General features: G+C 42.9%; 18 protein-coding genes. 2 read left to right on the forward strand and 16 right to left on the reverse strand.

Going from position 1 to position 16,541, the window contains the following annotated elements:
* Positions 1 to 614: 614 nt before the first annotated feature.
* The 12 genes from QUA20_RS01675 to QUA20_RS01730 all read right to left on the reverse strand — a co-directional run bounded on the left by QUA20_RS01675 (position 615) and on the right by QUA20_RS01730 (position 8,635).
* Entirely contained in the window at positions 615 to 1,166 is a 552-nt protein-coding gene (locus tag QUA20_RS01675) for a transposase (protein ID WP_333185240.1), read from the reverse strand.
* A 19-nt stretch (positions 1,167 to 1,185) separates the two neighbouring features.
* Positions 1,186 to 1,734: a transposase family protein gene (locus QUA20_RS01680; RefSeq protein ID WP_333184757.1), complete on the reverse strand. Its 549-nt coding sequence runs from the start codon at positions 1,732 to 1,734 to the stop codon at positions 1,186 to 1,188.
* A 373-nt stretch (positions 1,735 to 2,107) separates the two neighbouring features.
* Positions 2,108 to 3,007 (reverse strand): ThiF family adenylyltransferase, encoded by a 900-nt coding sequence (locus tag QUA20_RS01685; protein WP_333184759.1) that lies wholly within the window; start codon positions 3,005 to 3,007, stop codon positions 2,108 to 2,110.
* Entirely contained in the window at positions 2,973 to 3,611 is a 639-nt protein-coding gene (locus QUA20_RS01690; protein ID WP_333184762.1) for a Mov34/MPN/PAD-1 family protein, read from the reverse strand. The genes QUA20_RS01685 and QUA20_RS01690 overlap by 35 nt, the downstream gene beginning before the upstream one ends.
* A gap of 44 nt (positions 3,612 to 3,655) precedes the next feature.
* Complete coding sequence (locus tag QUA20_RS01695; protein WP_333184765.1) at positions 3,656 to 4,363, reverse strand: hypothetical protein; 708 nt, start codon at positions 4,361 to 4,363, stop codon at positions 3,656 to 3,658.
* A gap of 66 nt (positions 4,364 to 4,429) precedes the next feature.
* Entirely contained in the window at positions 4,430 to 4,786 is a 357-nt protein-coding gene (locus QUA20_RS01700) for a DUF3768 domain-containing protein (protein WP_194060237.1), read from the reverse strand.
* A gap of 133 nt (positions 4,787 to 4,919) precedes the next feature.
* Positions 4,920 to 5,717: a hypothetical protein gene (locus QUA20_RS01705; RefSeq protein ID WP_333184770.1), complete on the reverse strand. Its 798-nt coding sequence runs from the start codon at positions 5,715 to 5,717 to the stop codon at positions 4,920 to 4,922.
* Positions 5,717 to 5,941, reverse strand: a complete 225-nt coding sequence (locus tag QUA20_RS01710) for a hypothetical protein (RefSeq protein WP_333184772.1) — start codon at positions 5,939 to 5,941, stop codon at positions 5,717 to 5,719. The genes QUA20_RS01705 and QUA20_RS01710 overlap by 1 nt, the downstream gene beginning before the upstream one ends.
* 98 nt (positions 5,942 to 6,039) lie before the next feature.
* Complete coding sequence (locus QUA20_RS01715) at positions 6,040 to 6,222, reverse strand: hypothetical protein (RefSeq protein WP_333184775.1); 183 nt, start codon at positions 6,220 to 6,222, stop codon at positions 6,040 to 6,042.
* 10 nt (positions 6,223 to 6,232) lie between these two features.
* The gene (locus tag QUA20_RS01720; RefSeq protein ID WP_333184778.1) at positions 6,233 to 6,703 is read right to left on the reverse strand and encodes a hypothetical protein; all 471 of its coding nucleotides are present in this window, start codon (positions 6,701 to 6,703) and stop codon (positions 6,233 to 6,235) included.
* 1,310 nt (positions 6,704 to 8,013) lie between these two features.
* The gene (locus QUA20_RS01725) at positions 8,014 to 8,316 is read right to left on the reverse strand and encodes a helix-turn-helix domain-containing protein (protein WP_333184782.1); all 303 of its coding nucleotides are present in this window, start codon (positions 8,314 to 8,316) and stop codon (positions 8,014 to 8,016) included.
* Positions 8,285 to 8,635 carry a hypothetical protein gene (locus QUA20_RS01730; protein ID WP_333184785.1) on the reverse strand — a complete coding sequence of 117 codons (351 nt, stop codon included), beginning with the start codon at positions 8,633 to 8,635 and terminating at the stop codon, positions 8,285 to 8,287. The genes QUA20_RS01725 and QUA20_RS01730 overlap by 32 nt, the downstream gene beginning before the upstream one ends.
* A gap of 424 nt (positions 8,636 to 9,059) precedes the next feature.
* On the opposite strand from QUA20_RS01730, the gene QUA20_RS01735 reads away from it, so the two are divergent.
* Both QUA20_RS01735 and QUA20_RS01740 read left to right on the forward strand, forming a co-directional pair.
* On the forward strand, positions 9,060 to 9,242 hold the full coding sequence (locus tag QUA20_RS01735; RefSeq protein WP_333184788.1) for a hypothetical protein: 183 nt from the start codon (positions 9,060 to 9,062) through the stop codon (positions 9,240 to 9,242).
* A gap of 43 nt (positions 9,243 to 9,285) precedes the next feature.
* The gene (locus QUA20_RS01740; protein ID WP_333184792.1) at positions 9,286 to 9,861 is read left to right on the forward strand and encodes a site-specific integrase; all 576 of its coding nucleotides are present in this window, start codon (positions 9,286 to 9,288) and stop codon (positions 9,859 to 9,861) included.
* 39 nt (positions 9,862 to 9,900) lie between these two features.
* Here the strand turns inward: QUA20_RS01740 and dnaB are convergent, their stop codons facing one another.
* The 4 genes from dnaB to QUA20_RS01760 form a co-directional block, all read right to left on the reverse strand.
* The gene (dnaB, locus tag QUA20_RS01745) at positions 9,901 to 11,256 is read right to left on the reverse strand and encodes a replicative DNA helicase (RefSeq protein ID WP_333184795.1); all 1,356 of its coding nucleotides are present in this window, start codon (positions 11,254 to 11,256) and stop codon (positions 9,901 to 9,903) included.
* A 116-nt stretch (positions 11,257 to 11,372) separates the two neighbouring features.
* Complete coding sequence (locus QUA20_RS01750; protein WP_333184798.1) at positions 11,373 to 13,079, reverse strand: hypothetical protein; 1,707 nt, start codon at positions 13,077 to 13,079, stop codon at positions 11,373 to 11,375.
* Positions 13,080 to 14,054: 975 nt separating this feature from the next.
* Positions 14,055 to 15,398, reverse strand: coding sequence for a helix-turn-helix domain-containing protein (locus QUA20_RS01755; protein ID WP_172186666.1), 1,344 nt, complete (start codon positions 15,396 to 15,398; stop codon positions 14,055 to 14,057).
* A 63-nt stretch (positions 15,399 to 15,461) separates the two neighbouring features.
* A complete protein-coding gene (locus QUA20_RS01760; RefSeq protein WP_172186667.1) occupies positions 15,462 to 16,067 on the reverse strand; it encodes a Uma2 family endonuclease in 606 nt (201 codons plus the stop codon).
* Positions 16,068 to 16,541 lie beyond the last annotated feature (474 nt).

Consider the following 16,541-nt stretch of genomic DNA (forward strand, 5'->3'; position numbering starts at 1 on the left):
AGCAGTAAGGTATGGGACAGGCACGGCCAACTATTTAGTTGTTGAAATATATTAGCGATCGCTCTTTACGCCTAAGTAAGTCGGCGCTTTAAAACGCAACTATGTAAACGATGTAAAGTGTTCAAATGCTCTCTACTGGCTGACTTAAGCCTATTTACATACTGTTACATTATTCGGTTTAATCCCGCCTACCTACTTAGAAATTACTACCTGGACTAATAGGGTGGAGAATTATAACCGCCATTAATAGCTAGGAGTCGAGCGACTGCTGTAAACCAAGTCAGGGAATAAATGTTTAGCCGACTGTCAAGCTTTATCAGACAACAACAGTTTAGCCGATTGCAAAGCGCGAGTCCGACAACAGCAATTTACGCGACTGTCAAGGCTGGTATAACGGCTACTGTGTTGCCAATTTTCTCATACTCCTTATTTGATTTTTTATTCAATTTAGATAACGGCTACTGTGTTACCAATTTTCTCGCACTTGCTCAACTTGATTCTTAATTCAACTTAGCGGGGCTCTTCTGGGTTTATGGGGATAAGTAAAGCTAATGAGAAAGACAGGCTAATAATCTAGAACGAAAGTTTACAAAATTCAAAAAGCCATAGGCTTGTCATTTAATTAATTTGATTCGGTTATTAAGTCCCTCCATCACACCACTAGATGTACGGTTTAAAAAGTAATTACAAATATTGTCTAGATGGTTGTGAATTGTTTCCAAAACTGCTCCGTAGACAACTTGAGCTTTTTGAAGCCATTCTTTCAATTGTTCCTGACCATCTTCAGGGGTTTTACAAGTTTCAAAAATACTCCTAAAATCTTCTTTTAGAGTATAAGCTAATCGCCAACGCTTAGAATACTTCAAGACAGTTTCCAATTTCACTTTTTCTTCTTCTGTTAAATCAATATTATTTTTTAGCAGGATAAAACGACTGCCTTTAATCTTAACTCCAGTTTGTTTACGCAATTGATTTAACTCTTTGATCACTGGCTGCATGACATGAAATCTGTCGATGACAATTTTGGCATTTGGGAATACCTCTTTTACAACTTTTGGAAATCCTCCCCACATATCAACGCTGACTTCCTCAACTTTCTCTCTGATCTCAATTGGTTGCTGCTTAAGGATTTCAATGATGTCATCTTGTTTATGACTATCAATCACTTCTAGCAATTCTCCTAAGTCAATATTTGATACGACCGTGACCAAATTTTGATGTCATGCAGCGTTTACTCACTTCATCAATACTCACCCGTTTTACTTCTTCCCAATTCTCCTTTTTTTTGAGAGAAAATTGGTGGTTAAATATTCCCTGTACTTGATCCCAACTCAAAAATTCATCTCGACTTACCTGCTCTACACTCGCACTTTGCACTCGTTGATAAACATACTCTTCAGATCTTTGTGTGTATCGTCTTTCCCAATCTACAAAGGGTAATTCTTCTGTAAAATGTTTTTGACACTGATGACAATAAAATTGGCGGCGTGGCGTATTTAAATAAATTACTTTGCCCAATACTGATAAATCTCGAATCAGTATCGGTCGATTTTGTTTTAATTTTCTACTCTGCGTATTACAATGGGGGCAAGGAGCTTCATCATGTAAGAATCTCAGCTTGAGAATAATTTTTTTTTCTTCTTCCGTAAAACTTTCGATGGTTGTATTTGGTAAATTTAGCAACCTATCAAGATGCAAGTCCATGCCTATCACCACGTATTCATTGTATCTCATTATACATTAATCCCCTCAAACCCAGAAGAGCCAGAAAGAGTCAATTTTATACTTATCCCAGTGAGTTTATCAAGTTTTTAGACCGGGCAATTCACACAGTATTAAATCCGAAAAAATCTCGTTAAAGTAAAAGAGGGGGAAGGGGAAGGAAGGATAAATTTTAGCTTTTTCTCTTTAATAAAAGCTAACAATAACCTATAACTTTCCATTCGGACGTTCGGTAAGCGGGGTTCCCGTCGGACTTCGGCGTGAGGCTTCGACCATGAGCTTAGCCGAATTGTGGCTCGATTGAGCGCAAGCCGAATGTCGCTCAGTCGAGCTGCATAGTTCACGGCGAAGCCTTCCTTTCCCCTCCCCAAATAATCAGCTTTTTCTACCCTTCCCCTTCCTCTTCCCTTCCTTTTTCCACCCTTCCCCTTCCCCCTCTTGCAAACCTTTTAAGAGATGAAAAACTGATAAATTCCGAGCGCATAGAACCCGATTTAAGGTTAAGGAAAGTGGCAAACCTGCGCAAGTCATTCGTCAAAGTGAGACGGAATAAATAGTCAGCAATAATGGAGGCCATCGCCTGATTAATTGTGAGACTCTGAGCGTTAATAGTGGCTAACTCAGCACAAGATAAATGGGGTTCTGCCAGTTCTTCAGGCTGGAATTCTATCAAATTGGGGCACTGCCAAATAGGAGAGGGTAGGGCTCCCATAATGCCTGTTCTCTCAAATTGATCTAGGTGAGTAATTAACCCCTCAGCATAATTATGACTACCTAGTAGAATTTGACCGCTATCAAAGTTATTGCCAGCATCAAGATACCAGATTCTTGGAATATCAGAGTGGCGGTTACTTTCTAGTGTTTTGCCGAGGGAACGACGAGCCGCACTATTGTCAACGCAGCCAGTGATAATTACCAAATCATTCCAGTATGATTTTACCAATTTGGGGTCAAAATAGTCAGGAATTGCACTAATTTCTAGCCCCCAGGTAAGATTGTAACGCAAAGCAAGAGTAGCGGCTTTATTCAATCCGAGTTCAGATTGACAAAATCTCTGCCTTCCCAAGTTTTTCTCTTCAACAATGTCAGGGTCAACAAAGGCAACATTGACATTTTTACCACGTTGTTTGAAAACGTAAGCTAATCGTGCTAAACTTTCAGCTACATAAGAGCCAGTGCCCCCACAGCCAACGAGCCACAAGTGTAGGTGAGAGTAATCTTTGAGGAGGAGAGGGGTAGAATTGGCGTACTCAAAGTCGAGGTTTAAGGGAGTTTTGGTAAGCATCGGTGATAAAATATGGCTCTTCAAATACAGAACTAGCTTTAATTAAGCTATAGTGTCCGAAAATTCCGATTCTGACTAAAATCTCAGGATTTAAAGTATTAACTTTACCCAAGACTGCATAGAGTCTAAACCCGCGCTCGTCAGCATCATCTGTGCTACTAAAGAAAGCAGGCATTTCTCCGTGAGAGTGGCATTCAATTAAGGCAGTTGAGCAGGATAAATTATCAAGAGGTTGGCAGCTTGTTCGTGTAGTTGTTTGGAGTGGAATTGTCAGTTGCCATTGATTGCGGCTGTCAAGGGATAGGTGAAATAAAATCTCTGTGAGATTCCCACTATTATCTTTGCTAAATGCAGATTTTGTACACATAGAAAGGAGTAATTCTAATGGTACTGAACGAGTGTCAAGGTGCAAGTACGGTTCTATAGATGGCAACCCTTTGATAGTATTGGGCGCTGAATTTGCAACAGGAATCATTGCCTCTAGTCCGGGGCGAACTGAACGCACAAACACGCCGTTAGAAGCTGTAACGTATTCGCAGAATACTCCAGTAGCAATGGGAGGCAAGGGAATAGAGGCATGAATGTGGTTAAAAAGTTTTAGCATTAACTTAAACTTGGCGGTTGAAAGAAAAATGTTGAGTGCAATGCCTAGATAGGGTTAGCAATCAATAAAAGGTGTTCTATTAAAGAGTTAATTGACTGGTTGCACCTGCTTTCAACTAAATCTTTAACAGGATAGAAACGCCTTTTTTTCAAGGCTAAACTTTTCAGATGTTCTCTGACATCTTGGGGAAACTTTCGGCTTTTTTGGCTGGATAAGTCAGCATTGAAAGGAGTAGTGATGAAAGTTTGCCAAGCAATATCAATGGTTTGAGTTGAAGCAACAGGTGGAGTATTTTGTCCCCAGCAAATTAAACCGTTTGGGTGGATATTTGGTAAGGGAGTATGGTAAGCTTTCGCCTCTGGGTTGAAGGTGGCGACATCAGTTGCCCATACCCAATATTGAGTGTTCTGTCCTACCAATACCAAAGCGGTTAGCGGAATAGTAATCGGTTCAATATCATCAAAGTGGAGGTTATATTGAGCAGGATGTATGAATTTTACTACCCAATTTCCTTGAGAATTAGTTCCCCACCTTATGACTCCTGGAGGCATCCAACCTGTATCAATTGGCTCGTGAGAAAATGCAGTTCTCAAACTGACAGAGGAGAGTAGTTTGTAGTGTTCCTTTGTCCCTTCTCGATAATGGAACAGGTATTGTTCTTTGATGAACAGTAATTCAGCATCAATTTCTGTTAGCTGTCGGGGAGCTATTTGCAGAATTTCACGGAAGGCTTCTCCTGACAAATGTTGCATAATAGCTTAAAATTGATAGAGGTTATAGAGCTAACCCGATAGGTAAGGTTAGCTCCTACTTGAAAATTAGTATTCATTCGATTTCATTAGGGTAGCAACTCTCCAAGTTTTATCCGAGTTTTCTGGGCATTCTGAACTCACTTCTTGGTTGTCCAGCCAAGCTTTTCTGTCAAAATAATCAATTTTGAAAAAGTAGTTTTTGCTATCCAGTTGAATGGCAAAAAAATCTCGTTCTCCGTAGGGGTCGTTGCCCGATTCAAAACTGTTAAAATCTCTTACTAATTGCAGTAATTTTTGTTGGTATTCAGGAGGAAGAGCTTTTACAGTTTGAGTGATCCGAATTTCACCAATTTTGGTATTTCCTTGACGCAACTGGTCATTGAGACGTGCAATTCTTTCGGTTGTTGTTAGAGTTTCAGTCATGGTTAAGACCTCAATTTCCAACAGCTACAACCGCACTAGCGGTTGCTGCTTCACAATGAATACGCTTAAGCGGGGAGCTCAGCATTTTTAGACTTGAGAGTTTCAATCGTAATTATTTGGATTCATAGGTAATTCAAATTGACAAAGTGCTCTTGTTCCAGAGTTCAAGAATTTGCTGAAAACGTCGAGGGCGGTCAGTAGCAAGCCAGTCGATAACCTGTTGAGCTTGGGTTATTACTTCTTTAGCACTTTGCCATTGCGCTGATAAAGATATCAAGTTTTCGACTGTCCATTCTCTAAATTGATACTCGTCTTGAGCGCAGCCGTCTAGCCAAATATTACCTGTTGAATAATTGAGGAAACTTAGTACAATTGGCACTGATTTTATGGGAAAGTCAGCCAGAGAGCAAAGCTCTTGGAATTGCAGATAATTGATACTATCGGGTGGTAAAACGTGAGAAAATAAAACGTTAAATTCCTCTTCATACCAATCTTGTGCGTCATTTTCAGTTAGCCAATCTAGTCCTTTAGAAGTTAGAGGCAGCAAGATTTGCCACTCAGGGGCTAATGACTCAATATCATAATCTTCATAGCTCAACCAATCTAACCCCCAAGGCTCTATCAGGAGTTCGTCGAGGCGTTCTTCTTGGGCTATTTCTAATTGCCAGGGGCTGATAGGGATAAGTTCTGTTTCGTCAAGCCGACTGAAAAATTCTAATTCGCGGGGGCTATGAATGTCAGGACTATCAGAGTAAATAGAACTGGTACTGGTGGTAAATTCAGTTGGAAAAAAGTGTTGGTAAAGGTTTAGTATTTGAATACTATTAAGCGTTTGCTGGAGAAATTCAATCGCTTCAATTGGCTTGGTTACTGGGTAGGAGTGTCGCAAACCAGCGATGGCTTGCGACACAGACAAAATGGTTGCAGGCATTAAAAATTCAGGGGAATTTGGGGATGTGCAATAGCTGGCGCAAGTTGCAGTTGTTTGAGAGTTGCTTTAAATCGCTGTAGTTCTTGTTCACCTCTCGCTATTGCTTGAGAGATTTCTTGAGTGCGACTTGCTAAGGTTAGCGGAGTAACATAACCGTTGATAGATTCACATTGGAGAGCCCAAGTGAGTTGGACAGCTTGATTCGGTTCTTCTGGTGCTGCCATAAGTGAGGAGAGTGGGGAATGGGGGGGAGGATTTGATGAGTTTTTATCTGGCATTGAAATACGCAATTTTTATGCAGTACGGATAGTTTTTTTTGCGACTATTCTACACCTTTTGTCTTGGCTTGTTTGATGATTTTAATGGGTTGACCTGCTTTTCTTTCAATCGTAGCTTCGCTTAATTCCGGGAAGTAAGGAAGCAGGACTTCGAGTAACTTTTCATCATTTGAAGTAATGTCGTTGGGCAGTTCAATTTGTCTGCCTTCGTATTCTATTAGACTCATTTTTACCTCTTTAAAACAAGGAAATTTGGACTCCGATTTCACCCTTATTGACGGGTGAATCAGTAGGGTGTTGAGGGATTGGTTTAGCTTTCTTGCGGGGTGGACGTAAAGAAGAGCGAATTTGAGCACTCACTTTTCGGTTAGGTAAATTGGAGGCTAACCGCTGGAGCAATTCTTGTAAAGCACTTGGCCAAGCTCCAATTGAGTTCTCTCTAACTTGTGTTAATAGTGGTAAGTCGTCGTGGCTCGTTGCTGTAATTTCTACGATTCGCCCTTCGGGATGCCCGTCGTCTGGTCGCATAATAATGTGGATTTTGACTGTACAAAAATTGAATTCATAAGGTTCTGATTCTCCTTCATCAAGTAAGTCAGGACTCTGTGAAGTGTTCTCAGTTTTGTTGATGGTTTCACCCACTTTTTGAGTAGCTGAAAGTGGAATATCCTCTCCAGTTGGTTCGGAATTTGGTTCTATTTGGGTCATGGCTGGATTCGCAGTACAAGCAAGTGCAGCTTATTCTCAAAAATTGCCGCGATCGCGGCCTTGCTTTTAACGATCTATTTTTTGTAAAGTTTTAACGGTAAGCGTGTTTCCCAAGAAATTTCTTAATTAATTCCCATTAATTATCTGTCCGACAAGATGCGGTCGCACTTGTCTCTATTGATTCTTTGATTGTAATTGCTCAACCCCCTTGACAAGAAGACGAGATAGACATTAGATAAAGGAATGGAAAAACTACCCGACAATCAAGCAACTATTGAACGAGGCAAAAGAAGCCTTGATAGTAGAGCTATGGCAAGAAATCCCAAAACTCAGCGCAACATTAGCCACCTACGAACCTTGCGCCAGAGCCATCTCCCAAAAAAACTCTTCAAAATTCCGAAGTATTGATAGAGAAGGAATATCTATTGCGCTCGCAAGCTATATTACTATTAGCCACATCTACGATTGCACAGCTATCAATCAGAGCATATTTACTTATGCAATTGTAATTATCCGTACAAATGCGATCGCTCTAGAGCGTCAATCAATACTATGATAAAAAGTTGTAGTTAGTAGAGAATCAGTAAAATATATAAAAAATTCTCCCAGCTATCAGTAGGTTCTGTCGCTGGGAGAAATCGCTGGAAAGTCGGTTTATTCAACTAACGCAGGTATCTTGATTAATTCGATTTCAAACCTTCGCTGCATTCGCCGTTATTCTTTAGGCACAGTAGGCTTTGGTTGGATGTCAAAAATAATCACAAATGTGCGGGTTTTCACTAACCGCTGCAAAACCCGTAGATGATCGTCTGCATCGTTTCTCTTACGAAATCGTGCCACAATAACACGCTGACAATTAGGAAGCAGGCTAATGATACACCACGGGTGCAATTTTTCAGAGTAGGTCATTTTAGTACCTCAGCATTAAAAGTAACAGATTGTGCTCTTGTTTCATTGCTTGCCAAGACAGTAATTGAATAATCTTGTCAAAGACAGGTCACGGTGACATTGATATTTGACAAGGTTTGTGCTAAGACAAGCTCAAATTATTTTTTGATGCTGAAAAAGCTTGATGTATAGCAGCCAACAAAACTGTTAGAACAAGTCAGGGCGTTGCTGATTTACGGTATGCAAGGCAAAATATGCAAGTCATAGAAACCATTTTCGACACAGTTTCTGGATTTTAAACTTATTGTTTCATACCCTGATTCAGCAACGTCCAAGTCAGCAGTATATGATTGCGACAACGTATACAGTCGTTGCCCTAAACAGTCTTTCCGTTATACGCGCCACTATTAATCCAGGCTATTCTATTCGCAAGGCGGACACAGGAAAGCCACCAATGCCTCTGGGATTTCCTCAAAGTGTTCCAGCAGAAAATCCATTAAAGCCAAATGACGCAAATCGACAGCAGTAGGAAATCTGCGATTTTTCCCCTTTCTAAACCAACCCCGCACTGTAGAATCAGAACGAGAACAAATAAAAGCAATTTCCTCATAACTCACTCCCCACTTTGCATAAAACTGCCTCGGTGTCATTCCGAATTGGCATTGACTGTAAACTGCAATCAAATTGCGTTCTCTATCTGTCAAAGTCGGCTGCTTTTTTATCATCCTCAAACTTCTCCAAATCTTCCTCCCAGGCAGTATCAAACTGACACCACGTTGCACTTTTGGAATCAGGAGTAAGGCAAATTATGTAGCACCACATCCAACAGCATTGACACTGTTCGTAATTGTAAAATTTGCCGATAACCATTCCTCTGTCAGCTTCTTCGCTAACACCCGTCCAGCGCACCATCTCGCCGCACTTAAAGCGCGGGAGATGAATTTTGGCAAAGTTTACAGGAAATTCAATTGCAGGCGGCATATCCTTCAACTGTTTTAGTGGCAGGGTCGAAATCAAATCTCGCTTTCCTTTTGAGATTGACATGAGTTCTTAACTGTGCATCGACTGCAACAGATTTGTTTTGATAGGTTTTTAGGCCAATTTCTTGATAAAGAAATTGCAGCGCGATATTTCCTTAAATCAATCAATTGGAATCTATATTTGACGAACTCTTCTCAAAGCCCAACTCTGGCTAGGCTATCAGTTTTTTGAGATACCGCCCAATCGCGTTGATGTCAAGTCCCGTTGCAGCCGACTTGTATAGTAAAGGTGTAGTTGCTTTCGTCAGCGAGGTGCGATGATGGACAAACGTCTCCAAATCGAACCACACCGGGAAGTAGAAGGATTATTGGAGAATATTGATGACTTGTTCTTCATGCTCTAACTGGCCGCAAAAAAGGTTGCAGGTAGAATCAAACAATAGTATAATTAGATTAGTGAATAATAGTTTTATTGGTAGCGCGGTGTTATGAACGCCCAAAAACCTGTTACTTTCAGAGACCTCATAGACGCGATCGCTACCTTGCCGATTATCAACTTTCCCGAGAATTCGAGTCAGTTGAATAGCAATAAGCGGGAAGTAAGTTGCAACAAGCGCCTCCGATTGTCCCGAAAGCGATTGAGCCGGATTTGGTTTGCCATCAAAGAATAGAAGCCAGTTAGCCTACTTGACGTAATCTCCCTTTCGTCCAATAATGAAGGAATTTACCCGTGGAGGCGGCGCCGTGAAGGTTCTTGGGAATGGGCGCGCTAAGATTTTGACGCCCGCAGAAATTGACCGACTGTTTGACCGGGGTTTTATTACAGCAAGGGACAGGCTTTTGTTTGCTGTAACTTTTTACTGCGCCTGCCGCATTTCAGAGGCGTTAGCTTTAACAACTCACGACATTGTTGGGGGGTCAGTCACGTTGCGGAAAGCGACGACAAAGGGTTCGTCAGCAACGCGAACGCTGCCGCTCCATCCTATACTGGCTAAGTATTTAAAGGCTTACAATCCAGATGTGGGTTTTTTGTTTCCGGGGCGAGACAATACGAAGCCTTTGACTCGCGCCGCATCGGATGTGATTTTTAAAGAAGCTTGCAAGCGGGTAAGAATTAAGGGGGCTTCAACACATTCGATGCGGCGGACGGCGCTGACTAATTTGAGCAATGCGGGGGTGCCGCTGCGGGTGATTATGGAGATTTCGGGACACAAAAATTTGTCGAGTCTCCAGCGTTATTTAGAGGTACAGCCGGAACAGCTTGTAAAGGCAATTGGGCTTTTGAAGTGAGGCGACAAAGTTCAATATTTTCCTGTCTGTCCTTTAATATTACCGGAGTTTATAGATATTCCGAAACCGACAGCATTCAGCATCAAACAGCAACTTAACCGTTCCCGTTCCGCTATTCCGTCCTTTCAATCCAATAATTTCAGCCGTTCCCCCATCAGGAGAATCCCGATTGTAATAATCGTCCCTGTAAACTCCAAGGACAACATCCGCATCCTGTTCAATTCCACCAGAACCACGCAAATCCGATAAACTTGGACGCTTGTTCGTGCGAGTCTCTACCCCCCGATTGAGCTGAGAAAGCAGCACAACCGGCGCGTCAACCTCGCGAGCCAAAATCTTCATCTGCCGCGTAATTTCGCTAATTTTATTGACAACATTTTCATCCGCCGAATTCACCATCAATTGCAAGTAATCAACAATTACCAAACCCAATGGGCCGCGCTCACAAACAAACTCCCTAACTCTGGAACGAATCTCCAAGGGAGACGGTTCCAAACTTTCGTCTATCCAAAAATCAGCATCGCTAACTTTCCCCAAAGCCGAAGCTAGCACTTCGTACTTACCAGCTAGGTTAACTTTCCTGATATCTTTCACCGACACCCCACTCTCAAGTGCCATTAGTCGCGCTGCCAAGTCCCGACCTGGCATTTCCATCGAAAACATCAAAACTCGACCGTTCGTGGGAAGGGAAGCAATGTTGTAGCCAAGGGCACAAGCCAAAGCTGTTTTGCCGCTGCCGGGACGACCTCCTATAACAATCAATTCACCTCGGTAAAATCCGCCTCCCAATAGGTCGTCGAGGTCGTAAAACCCTGTGCTGATTCCAGGAAAGTAGTTAGCAGTCTCCAAGCGCTCTTCCTCAATTTCATCTAGATATCGCCAAAGCTCCCCGCAGTATTCCGAGAGAGGCCGAATAGCTTTTTGCCGCTCTTCTTTGTACTTATTGAGGGCAAAAATCTTTTCCTCGGCTTTATTTAGTATCGCATCCAATTCGGTGGAAGTCTCGTAGCCAAGCTGCACGAGGTCATTACCAACTTTGATGAGTTCGCGCCGGACAAACTTGTCTACGACTAGCAAGGCATATTGGTCGATGTTGACGGCTGAAACAGTTCGGTCTACCAGCATTACCAGTTTGGTTTGACCCCCTACTACTTCCAGCAGGTTGTGGTCGTCGAGGAAGGTGGTGACGTTCATCAAATCTGTGGGCTGCTCCTTAGAGTGCAGCGCTAAAGCGGCCCGATAAATGTGTTGGTGGACTGTAATTGCTAACGCTTCGGGACGCAGAATATTTGCGACTCGGTTAATCGCGATTGGGTCGATCAGAATTCCGCCTAAAACTGCTTCCTCTGCATCAATGTTGCTCGGCATAATTTTGTCAACTAAACTGACTGCCATGTCGGGTATTCTCCTTTAATCTGGTTGTTAATTGAACTGTGTTGTTAGTTGCCTACAGGATGGGAAGCTGTCTACAGGAATTGAATAATCACTGTTTTCATAGCTAAGCTAAATAGCTAAGTAGTAGATAATTTGTTGAAAATTTGTTTTACGTGCTGAGGAAATCGCTGCATCCACTGCAAGTAAATTTGCTGCTGAATACCTAGCGCTGCAAAAGCTTCTTCGCCTAGTTGCTGGAACTGTTCGCATAACTTTCGGTGAGTTTTTAATGGCATATACTGAGGGTCAATATAATCCTCATTTATTCTTGTTGTCTGTGCAGAAGGAGAATTTTTTGGAGTTGGAGAAGAGCCTGTTGAAGCTGGAGACGAAACAACATTTGTTGGGTTCGAGTTTTGAAAACCGTTAGTTTTTTCCCACCAGCGACCGCGCAAACAATCAACGACCCACCCTGAAGGGTTGGATATTTGCTTTGTTTGGCTTCGGACTTGCAGCAAGTTTATGGCGGCTTGGATTTCGTTTAAGTTGTACTGGAGGACGCAAACTCTCAATTCGGGATTCATCCCTCCTGTGGCTTGCATAACTATCTCGACAATCTGAGTCGCATCGGGGTTTGTAATTGCAATCGCTTCAGAGTTAGCAATCGCAACTACTTCGGCAATTTTAGTCGTTTCGGAATTGACAATTGCAACCGCTTCGATAATTTCAGTTACATCAGGATTGGAAATTGCAACCGCTTCGGAATTGGCAATTGCAACCACTTTGACAATTTCAGTTGCTTCGGAGTTAGCAATCGCAACCGCTTCGGCAATTTCAGTTACATCAGGGTTGGCAATTGCAATCGCTTCATAATTGGCAATTGCAACCACTTCGGCAATTTCAGTTGCTTTGGAATTGGCAATTACAACTGTTTCGACAATTTTAGCGACTTGAGGATTAACGAACGAAGATGTTTCGAGATTTAACCGGACAGCTTTGTTGGTTATTGTTGGTTCGGCGCCAGAGATTCTTTGATGGTCGAGGCTGTCGAGTTTTGTGGGTAGTTTTTGCGGGGGTTCAGAGGTTAAACCTGTTTGTTCTGAACTGCAAGGTATTGTCGCATCATCGATCACTTGAATTTTATCTGAATTAGTATTCAGATATTCAGCGGTTGGGGCGGAATATTTATCCTCAGTTAGAATTTTTAGTCTTTGTTGTGAATTTTTATTTGACTGACTGTCTTTGGTCTGGATTTGAGTAGCAGGTTTTGGTTCTACATTTTTTGGTTTTACATTTGTCTTGGCTAAATTTTCTCTTTCTTCAAAAAAACTTAAAAAAACAGCAGCAACATTTTCAGTGCTTTGCTGTCCTTTTTTATCCTCTGTAAAGAGTACGGCGCCATCAGGGTTTGAACCCTCTATTTGCTCAATTTTTGACTGTTGACGTTGATTTTTTGATGAGTTGCTCAGTTTTTGGAATTTTGAGTGGGTATGAGTGAAGGGACGAACGTCGCCCAGGTGCTGCACTGCTATGCGGAAAATGCCACGCCCGTAGTTTTTAAGGATTTTGACCAAGCCGAGTTTTTCGAGCTGTCTGAGGGCTGCCCGCCTGGTGTTGGGGCTGTAGGGCTTGCCGTTTCGGACTCTTGTGGCTCGTTTTTCGCCCAAGGGGATGCAATTGATGTCGATTTCCTCTGGTTTGCCACCGATGCAGGTTCTGTACAGGTAAAGGGCGAGTTTGAGGGCGCTGGGGGTAGCGCCTTCTAGTATGTCGGCTAGGGCTTCGTAAACTGCGGCGTGTCGGGCGAATGGCGGTTTGTGCCAGGTAGTTGTATCTGCAACCATTTTTTGTTCCGGGGTAAAAATGAGCGTAAATGTCCCTTCAGGCGACTGTGACAGCCGCAAGGTTTGCCAGAGCGGTTGTTGTGAATTTGACCGCGGGCTATTGAGCGCGAATGCAGCGCTCGCTGCACTCAACAGGATTTCGGGTTTGCTTCAACAACCAGGTGTGGTAGTTGCGCCGGAACCCGATTCATAGTGCCGTCGCTTGAACTATCGGCAAACTTTAGCGAAGCGGTTTTAAGGTCTTGTACTTTTGCGATCGCTTTTTTGTAGCGATGCAGTTGTCCTAAATCCAGCAGTGTTGAGACTGACCGCCCCGCTAAAAGATGAGAAAGGGTGCGCGACTATTTTTTCAATCCTGCCAGACCAGCCGACACGGGATTTGGTGGCGAATCAGTCTAATAAGACTGATCAGAGTTGTTCTAAAGGCTGAAAACTTTACGTGGTAAGAGTTTCAAAAATGACTTGTCGCGGCATTCTAGAGGTTTTGTCGCGGCATTCTAGAGGTTTTGTCGCGGCATTCTAGAGGTTTTGTTCTAACGGTCAAACTTATATGGGGTAAGGATTTGAGAGCTATTTTAAATACCTATTTTTTTTAGAACAAGTTTCAGAACAGTCGGAGCATCTTTTGCCGAAAAAAAAACCAGCCGGGAAAGGTTGGTTTGTAGCGTCGCTTTGGTGAGAGTTATGTCCTGGACACACGGGTGGTCATCACCTTAGTTTGATGGACGAGAATACTTCGTTACAGCCCTTGAACCGGGCAAAAAACTAAGGCGAAAGGTTTTGATGCGTCCAGAACTATCTTAAAGGTCGCAATAGGACGAAGGTTACAGTATTAGGACTAAGGCCAAGCATCCTATGGATAGGTGGATGCCTAAGTTAGAGAGTGGCCTCCCTAACTCGGCTACAGATAGGGGCAACCACGGGGTGGGTTGCCTCTACTTTCACACCGTATATTGAGGCTGTGCGTAAGTCCTGTCAATCTGGAATGCTTAACAGATGCCAGATTTGGGATTCCAGTTCTGGTGCTGGGATTCGCTCCCCACGTTCCAACATGGATACATAACGCTGCGACACCCCTAGCCAGCCAGCCAATTGTGCTTGACTCCAACCTTGGGCTGTTCTTGCTTCTTTTATCTCATTGCTTGTCAGTTTAGGTTTGGGAGCTTCTTTCAGGCGGGGTTGAACCTGTTTGAGTTCAGCTTTGCTTGCCAGGAGTTGGGGGATAGGTGCTGGCGGATGGATGGTAATTTTGGCTGCCAATAGCGTGTCAAAGTATCCTCGTTTTTTTCGATACTTGCTACCGGGTCTCAGCCATTCTGGGTAGGTCTCTTGGTCAAACTCGATTTGAAACGCTCGCTGGAGTTTCAACAGCACTTCCAGGGTGTGATTCCAGCTATTCATCAGCGTGTAAGTTTTTTTACGGTTAGACCGGGCTATATCGATTACCGTTTGGGATAGGAGCGCTTTTAGAAGGGTCTCCACTTTGTAAGTGCCACTGGTGTGAAATCGGCTTTCCATCGTCAGATGAAGTGCTAAGCGCAAAGCCAGTTCATCATGGTAGGCATCGATTTTGAGAATCTCCTGAGCTAAATAGCCAAACTGATACAAGGCTTCTTTGGCGAAGTAACCTGCTTTGTTCAAGAAGGCATGAGTCCAGAGCCCCGGTTGGACTGTGATGTAGACTTCATCAGGCTGCTCTATTTTGCCCTCCAGATTCTGCTGACCTGTTAACTGAATTTGAATATTCCACATTCGCGAGGTGTCAACGCTGGCTCTAATTCCACCTTTTTTGTGTTTGCCTTCAACCCATGTGGCTTTGATTGCTAGGCAACCTAGAGCATACGCTGTTTTAGCTAGTTCATTCAGTTTTTGAGACGCGGGCAAGTCTGTGCGTTTGTCCCAGCCCATCTCCTTGATTAAGTCACTGCCTTCGAGAGTGAATAAGCTTTTCCACGGCTCTTCTTGTCTCATAATGTGAGCGGCAAAAATCAGGTGCAACTTGGCAGCGGTCAGCCCAAACTTGTCAATAATTTGCATGGCCTCGTCTAAGGGCAGCAGCGTGATGTCGCCGGGGTTGGCGATGTAGTGCTCGATGATGTTGTTGGGGTTGCCCTTTGCTCGGTGTTGGTAGTAGCCGACACCTGAAGGGTATTGCTGCCACAAGTCTGTTCTCAGTTGTGCGTGGAGGCTGGATACCATAGGAGGGGGTGTCGCAACAGGGGCGATCGGTCTACTCTGGTACAGACGAGGTTCTGTAATGGGTTTGTCTGGGGTATCTCTAACTTCAGCCAGACTTTCTGAGCTGGTCCTGTCACTCATAGTTTTAGTCAATAGTTAGAACCTAGTATTTTACTCACTGAATTTTTAATAAATTCGAGAATTTTAAGTTGGCATAAGATCGTCAAGTTGCAATTGTAAATTGGGGAATAGGTAAGAAAAAATCGGCTCTCCCAAGCGATATTGTTGCTGCTGGTAAACTCCATCAACCAACTGGCAGACGGTGAAAGTAGGTTGCTTGGGATTGCCGATAAATTGCAAACCCCCCAAGCCTCGAAAGTCCACAATCCAATATTCTGCAATCTTCAAAAAAGCGTATTCTTCCACTTTTCTTGCATAATCATCTTGCCAATTAGTGCTGACCACTTCGGCAACAAGCTTAATTGTACTATCTTTACAAATCACTGGTTCTTTTTGCCAAAGGGGTTCACTACTAAGTTCTGCTTTATCTAAAACAACTACATCAGGACGCAGCGCTGTGGCCTCAGCGTATAGGGGTTTTATTAAACAAGTTTTTGGAACCAACCAATTGAAATTACCACGAAAAATTTCTACGTAAATTCTACCAGCAATACTACCTGCAACCGCTTCGTGAGGACCAGTAGGTTCCATGTCTCTGAGTTCTCCATCAATGAGTTCATATCGTGTATTATCTCCATATTGGGCGATAAACTCCTCAAAGCTAAGTAGTTTGGATGGGGTGTATGTCATAGGTTATTTTTTAATGGGAGGTAGCTTAATTAGAAGTTTTGTGGGGTAGGGAGTAGCGATCTGTTAAGTTTATTATACTCGTTCGATTGCATGACGGCCTTCGAGCTTGTCAAACTAATGGAGGCGGATTGCGATTCGCTCAATATTCCATATCTCTTAACGCCTTCCTCACTATTATTCCACTTTTAGTATAAGAGAGCTCGGATGAGTGGTACGAATACTCTTCGTCAAGCTTTAAGATTGATGGCTAACCAACTTGAAAATATCATTGAGTTGCTTTTCGGTTTTTCTAACCGAGATCAACCAGTTAAATCCTTCACGTAGCATCAACAAATAGCCCAATCAGCTTAGTTTATTTTTTCGACAATTAATCCACCCTGCCATCCCTCAAAGAATATGCCTGGAAAAATCCTCAAGCTACACCCCCAATTACAGCAGGCAACAATTTTGATCGGCTTTTAGATAAAATCAAAA

Source organism: Microcoleus sp. Pol7_A1 (assembly GCF_036701085.1).
GTDB classification, from domain to species: Bacteria; Cyanobacteriota; Cyanobacteriia; order Cyanobacteriales; family Microcoleaceae; genus Microcoleus; species Microcoleus asticus.

Coding starts and splice junctions, on each gene's coding strand:
- QUA20_RS01695 (WP_333184765.1), bottom strand. CDS start 4,363: ATGCAACATTTGTCAGGAGAAGCCTTCCGTGAAATTCTGCAAATAGCT.
- QUA20_RS01755 (WP_172186666.1), bottom strand. CDS start 15,398: ATGAGTGACAGGACCAGCTCAGAAAGTCTGGCTGAAGTTAGAGATACC.
- dnaB (WP_333184795.1), bottom strand. CDS start 11,256: ATGGCAGTCAGTTTAGTTGACAAAATTATGCCGAGCAACATTGATGCA.
- QUA20_RS01730 (WP_333184785.1), bottom strand. CDS start 8,635: ATGTCAATCTCAAAAGGAAAGCGAGATTTGATTTCGACCCTGCCACTA.
- QUA20_RS01690 (WP_333184762.1), bottom strand. CDS start 3,611: ATGCTAAAACTTTTTAACCACATTCATGCCTCTATTCCCTTGCCTCCC.
- QUA20_RS01710 (WP_333184772.1), bottom strand. CDS start 5,941: ATGGCAGCACCAGAAGAACCGAATCAAGCTGTCCAACTCACTTGGGCT.
- QUA20_RS01725 (WP_333184782.1), bottom strand. CDS start 8,316: ATGATAAAAAAGCAGCCGACTTTGACAGATAGAGAACGCAATTTGATT.
- QUA20_RS01760 (WP_172186667.1), bottom strand. CDS start 16,067: ATGACATACACCCCATCCAAACTACTTAGCTTTGAGGAGTTTATCGCC.
- QUA20_RS01715 (WP_333184775.1), bottom strand. CDS start 6,222: ATGAGTCTAATAGAATACGAAGGCAGACAAATTGAACTGCCCAACGAC.
- QUA20_RS01700 (WP_194060237.1), bottom strand. CDS start 4,786: ATGACTGAAACTCTAACAACAACCGAAAGAATTGCACGTCTCAATGAC.
- QUA20_RS01685 (WP_333184759.1), bottom strand. CDS start 3,007: ATGCTTACCAAAACTCCCTTAAACCTCGACTTTGAGTACGCCAATTCT.
- QUA20_RS01735 (WP_333184788.1), top strand. CDS start 9,060: ATGAACGCCCAAAAACCTGTTACTTTCAGAGACCTCATAGACGCGATC.
- QUA20_RS01740 (WP_333184792.1), top strand. CDS start 9,286: ATGAAGGAATTTACCCGTGGAGGCGGCGCCGTGAAGGTTCTTGGGAAT.
- QUA20_RS01705 (WP_333184770.1), bottom strand. CDS start 5,717: ATGCCTGCAACCATTTTGTCTGTGTCGCAAGCCATCGCTGGTTTGCGA.
- QUA20_RS01720 (WP_333184778.1), bottom strand. CDS start 6,703: ATGACCCAAATAGAACCAAATTCCGAACCAACTGGAGAGGATATTCCA.
- QUA20_RS01680 (WP_333184757.1), bottom strand. CDS start 1,734: ATGAGATACAATGAATACGTGGTGATAGGCATGGACTTGCATCTTGAT.
- QUA20_RS01750 (WP_333184798.1), bottom strand. CDS start 13,079: ATGGTTGCAGATACAACTACCTGGCACAAACCGCCATTCGCCCGACAC.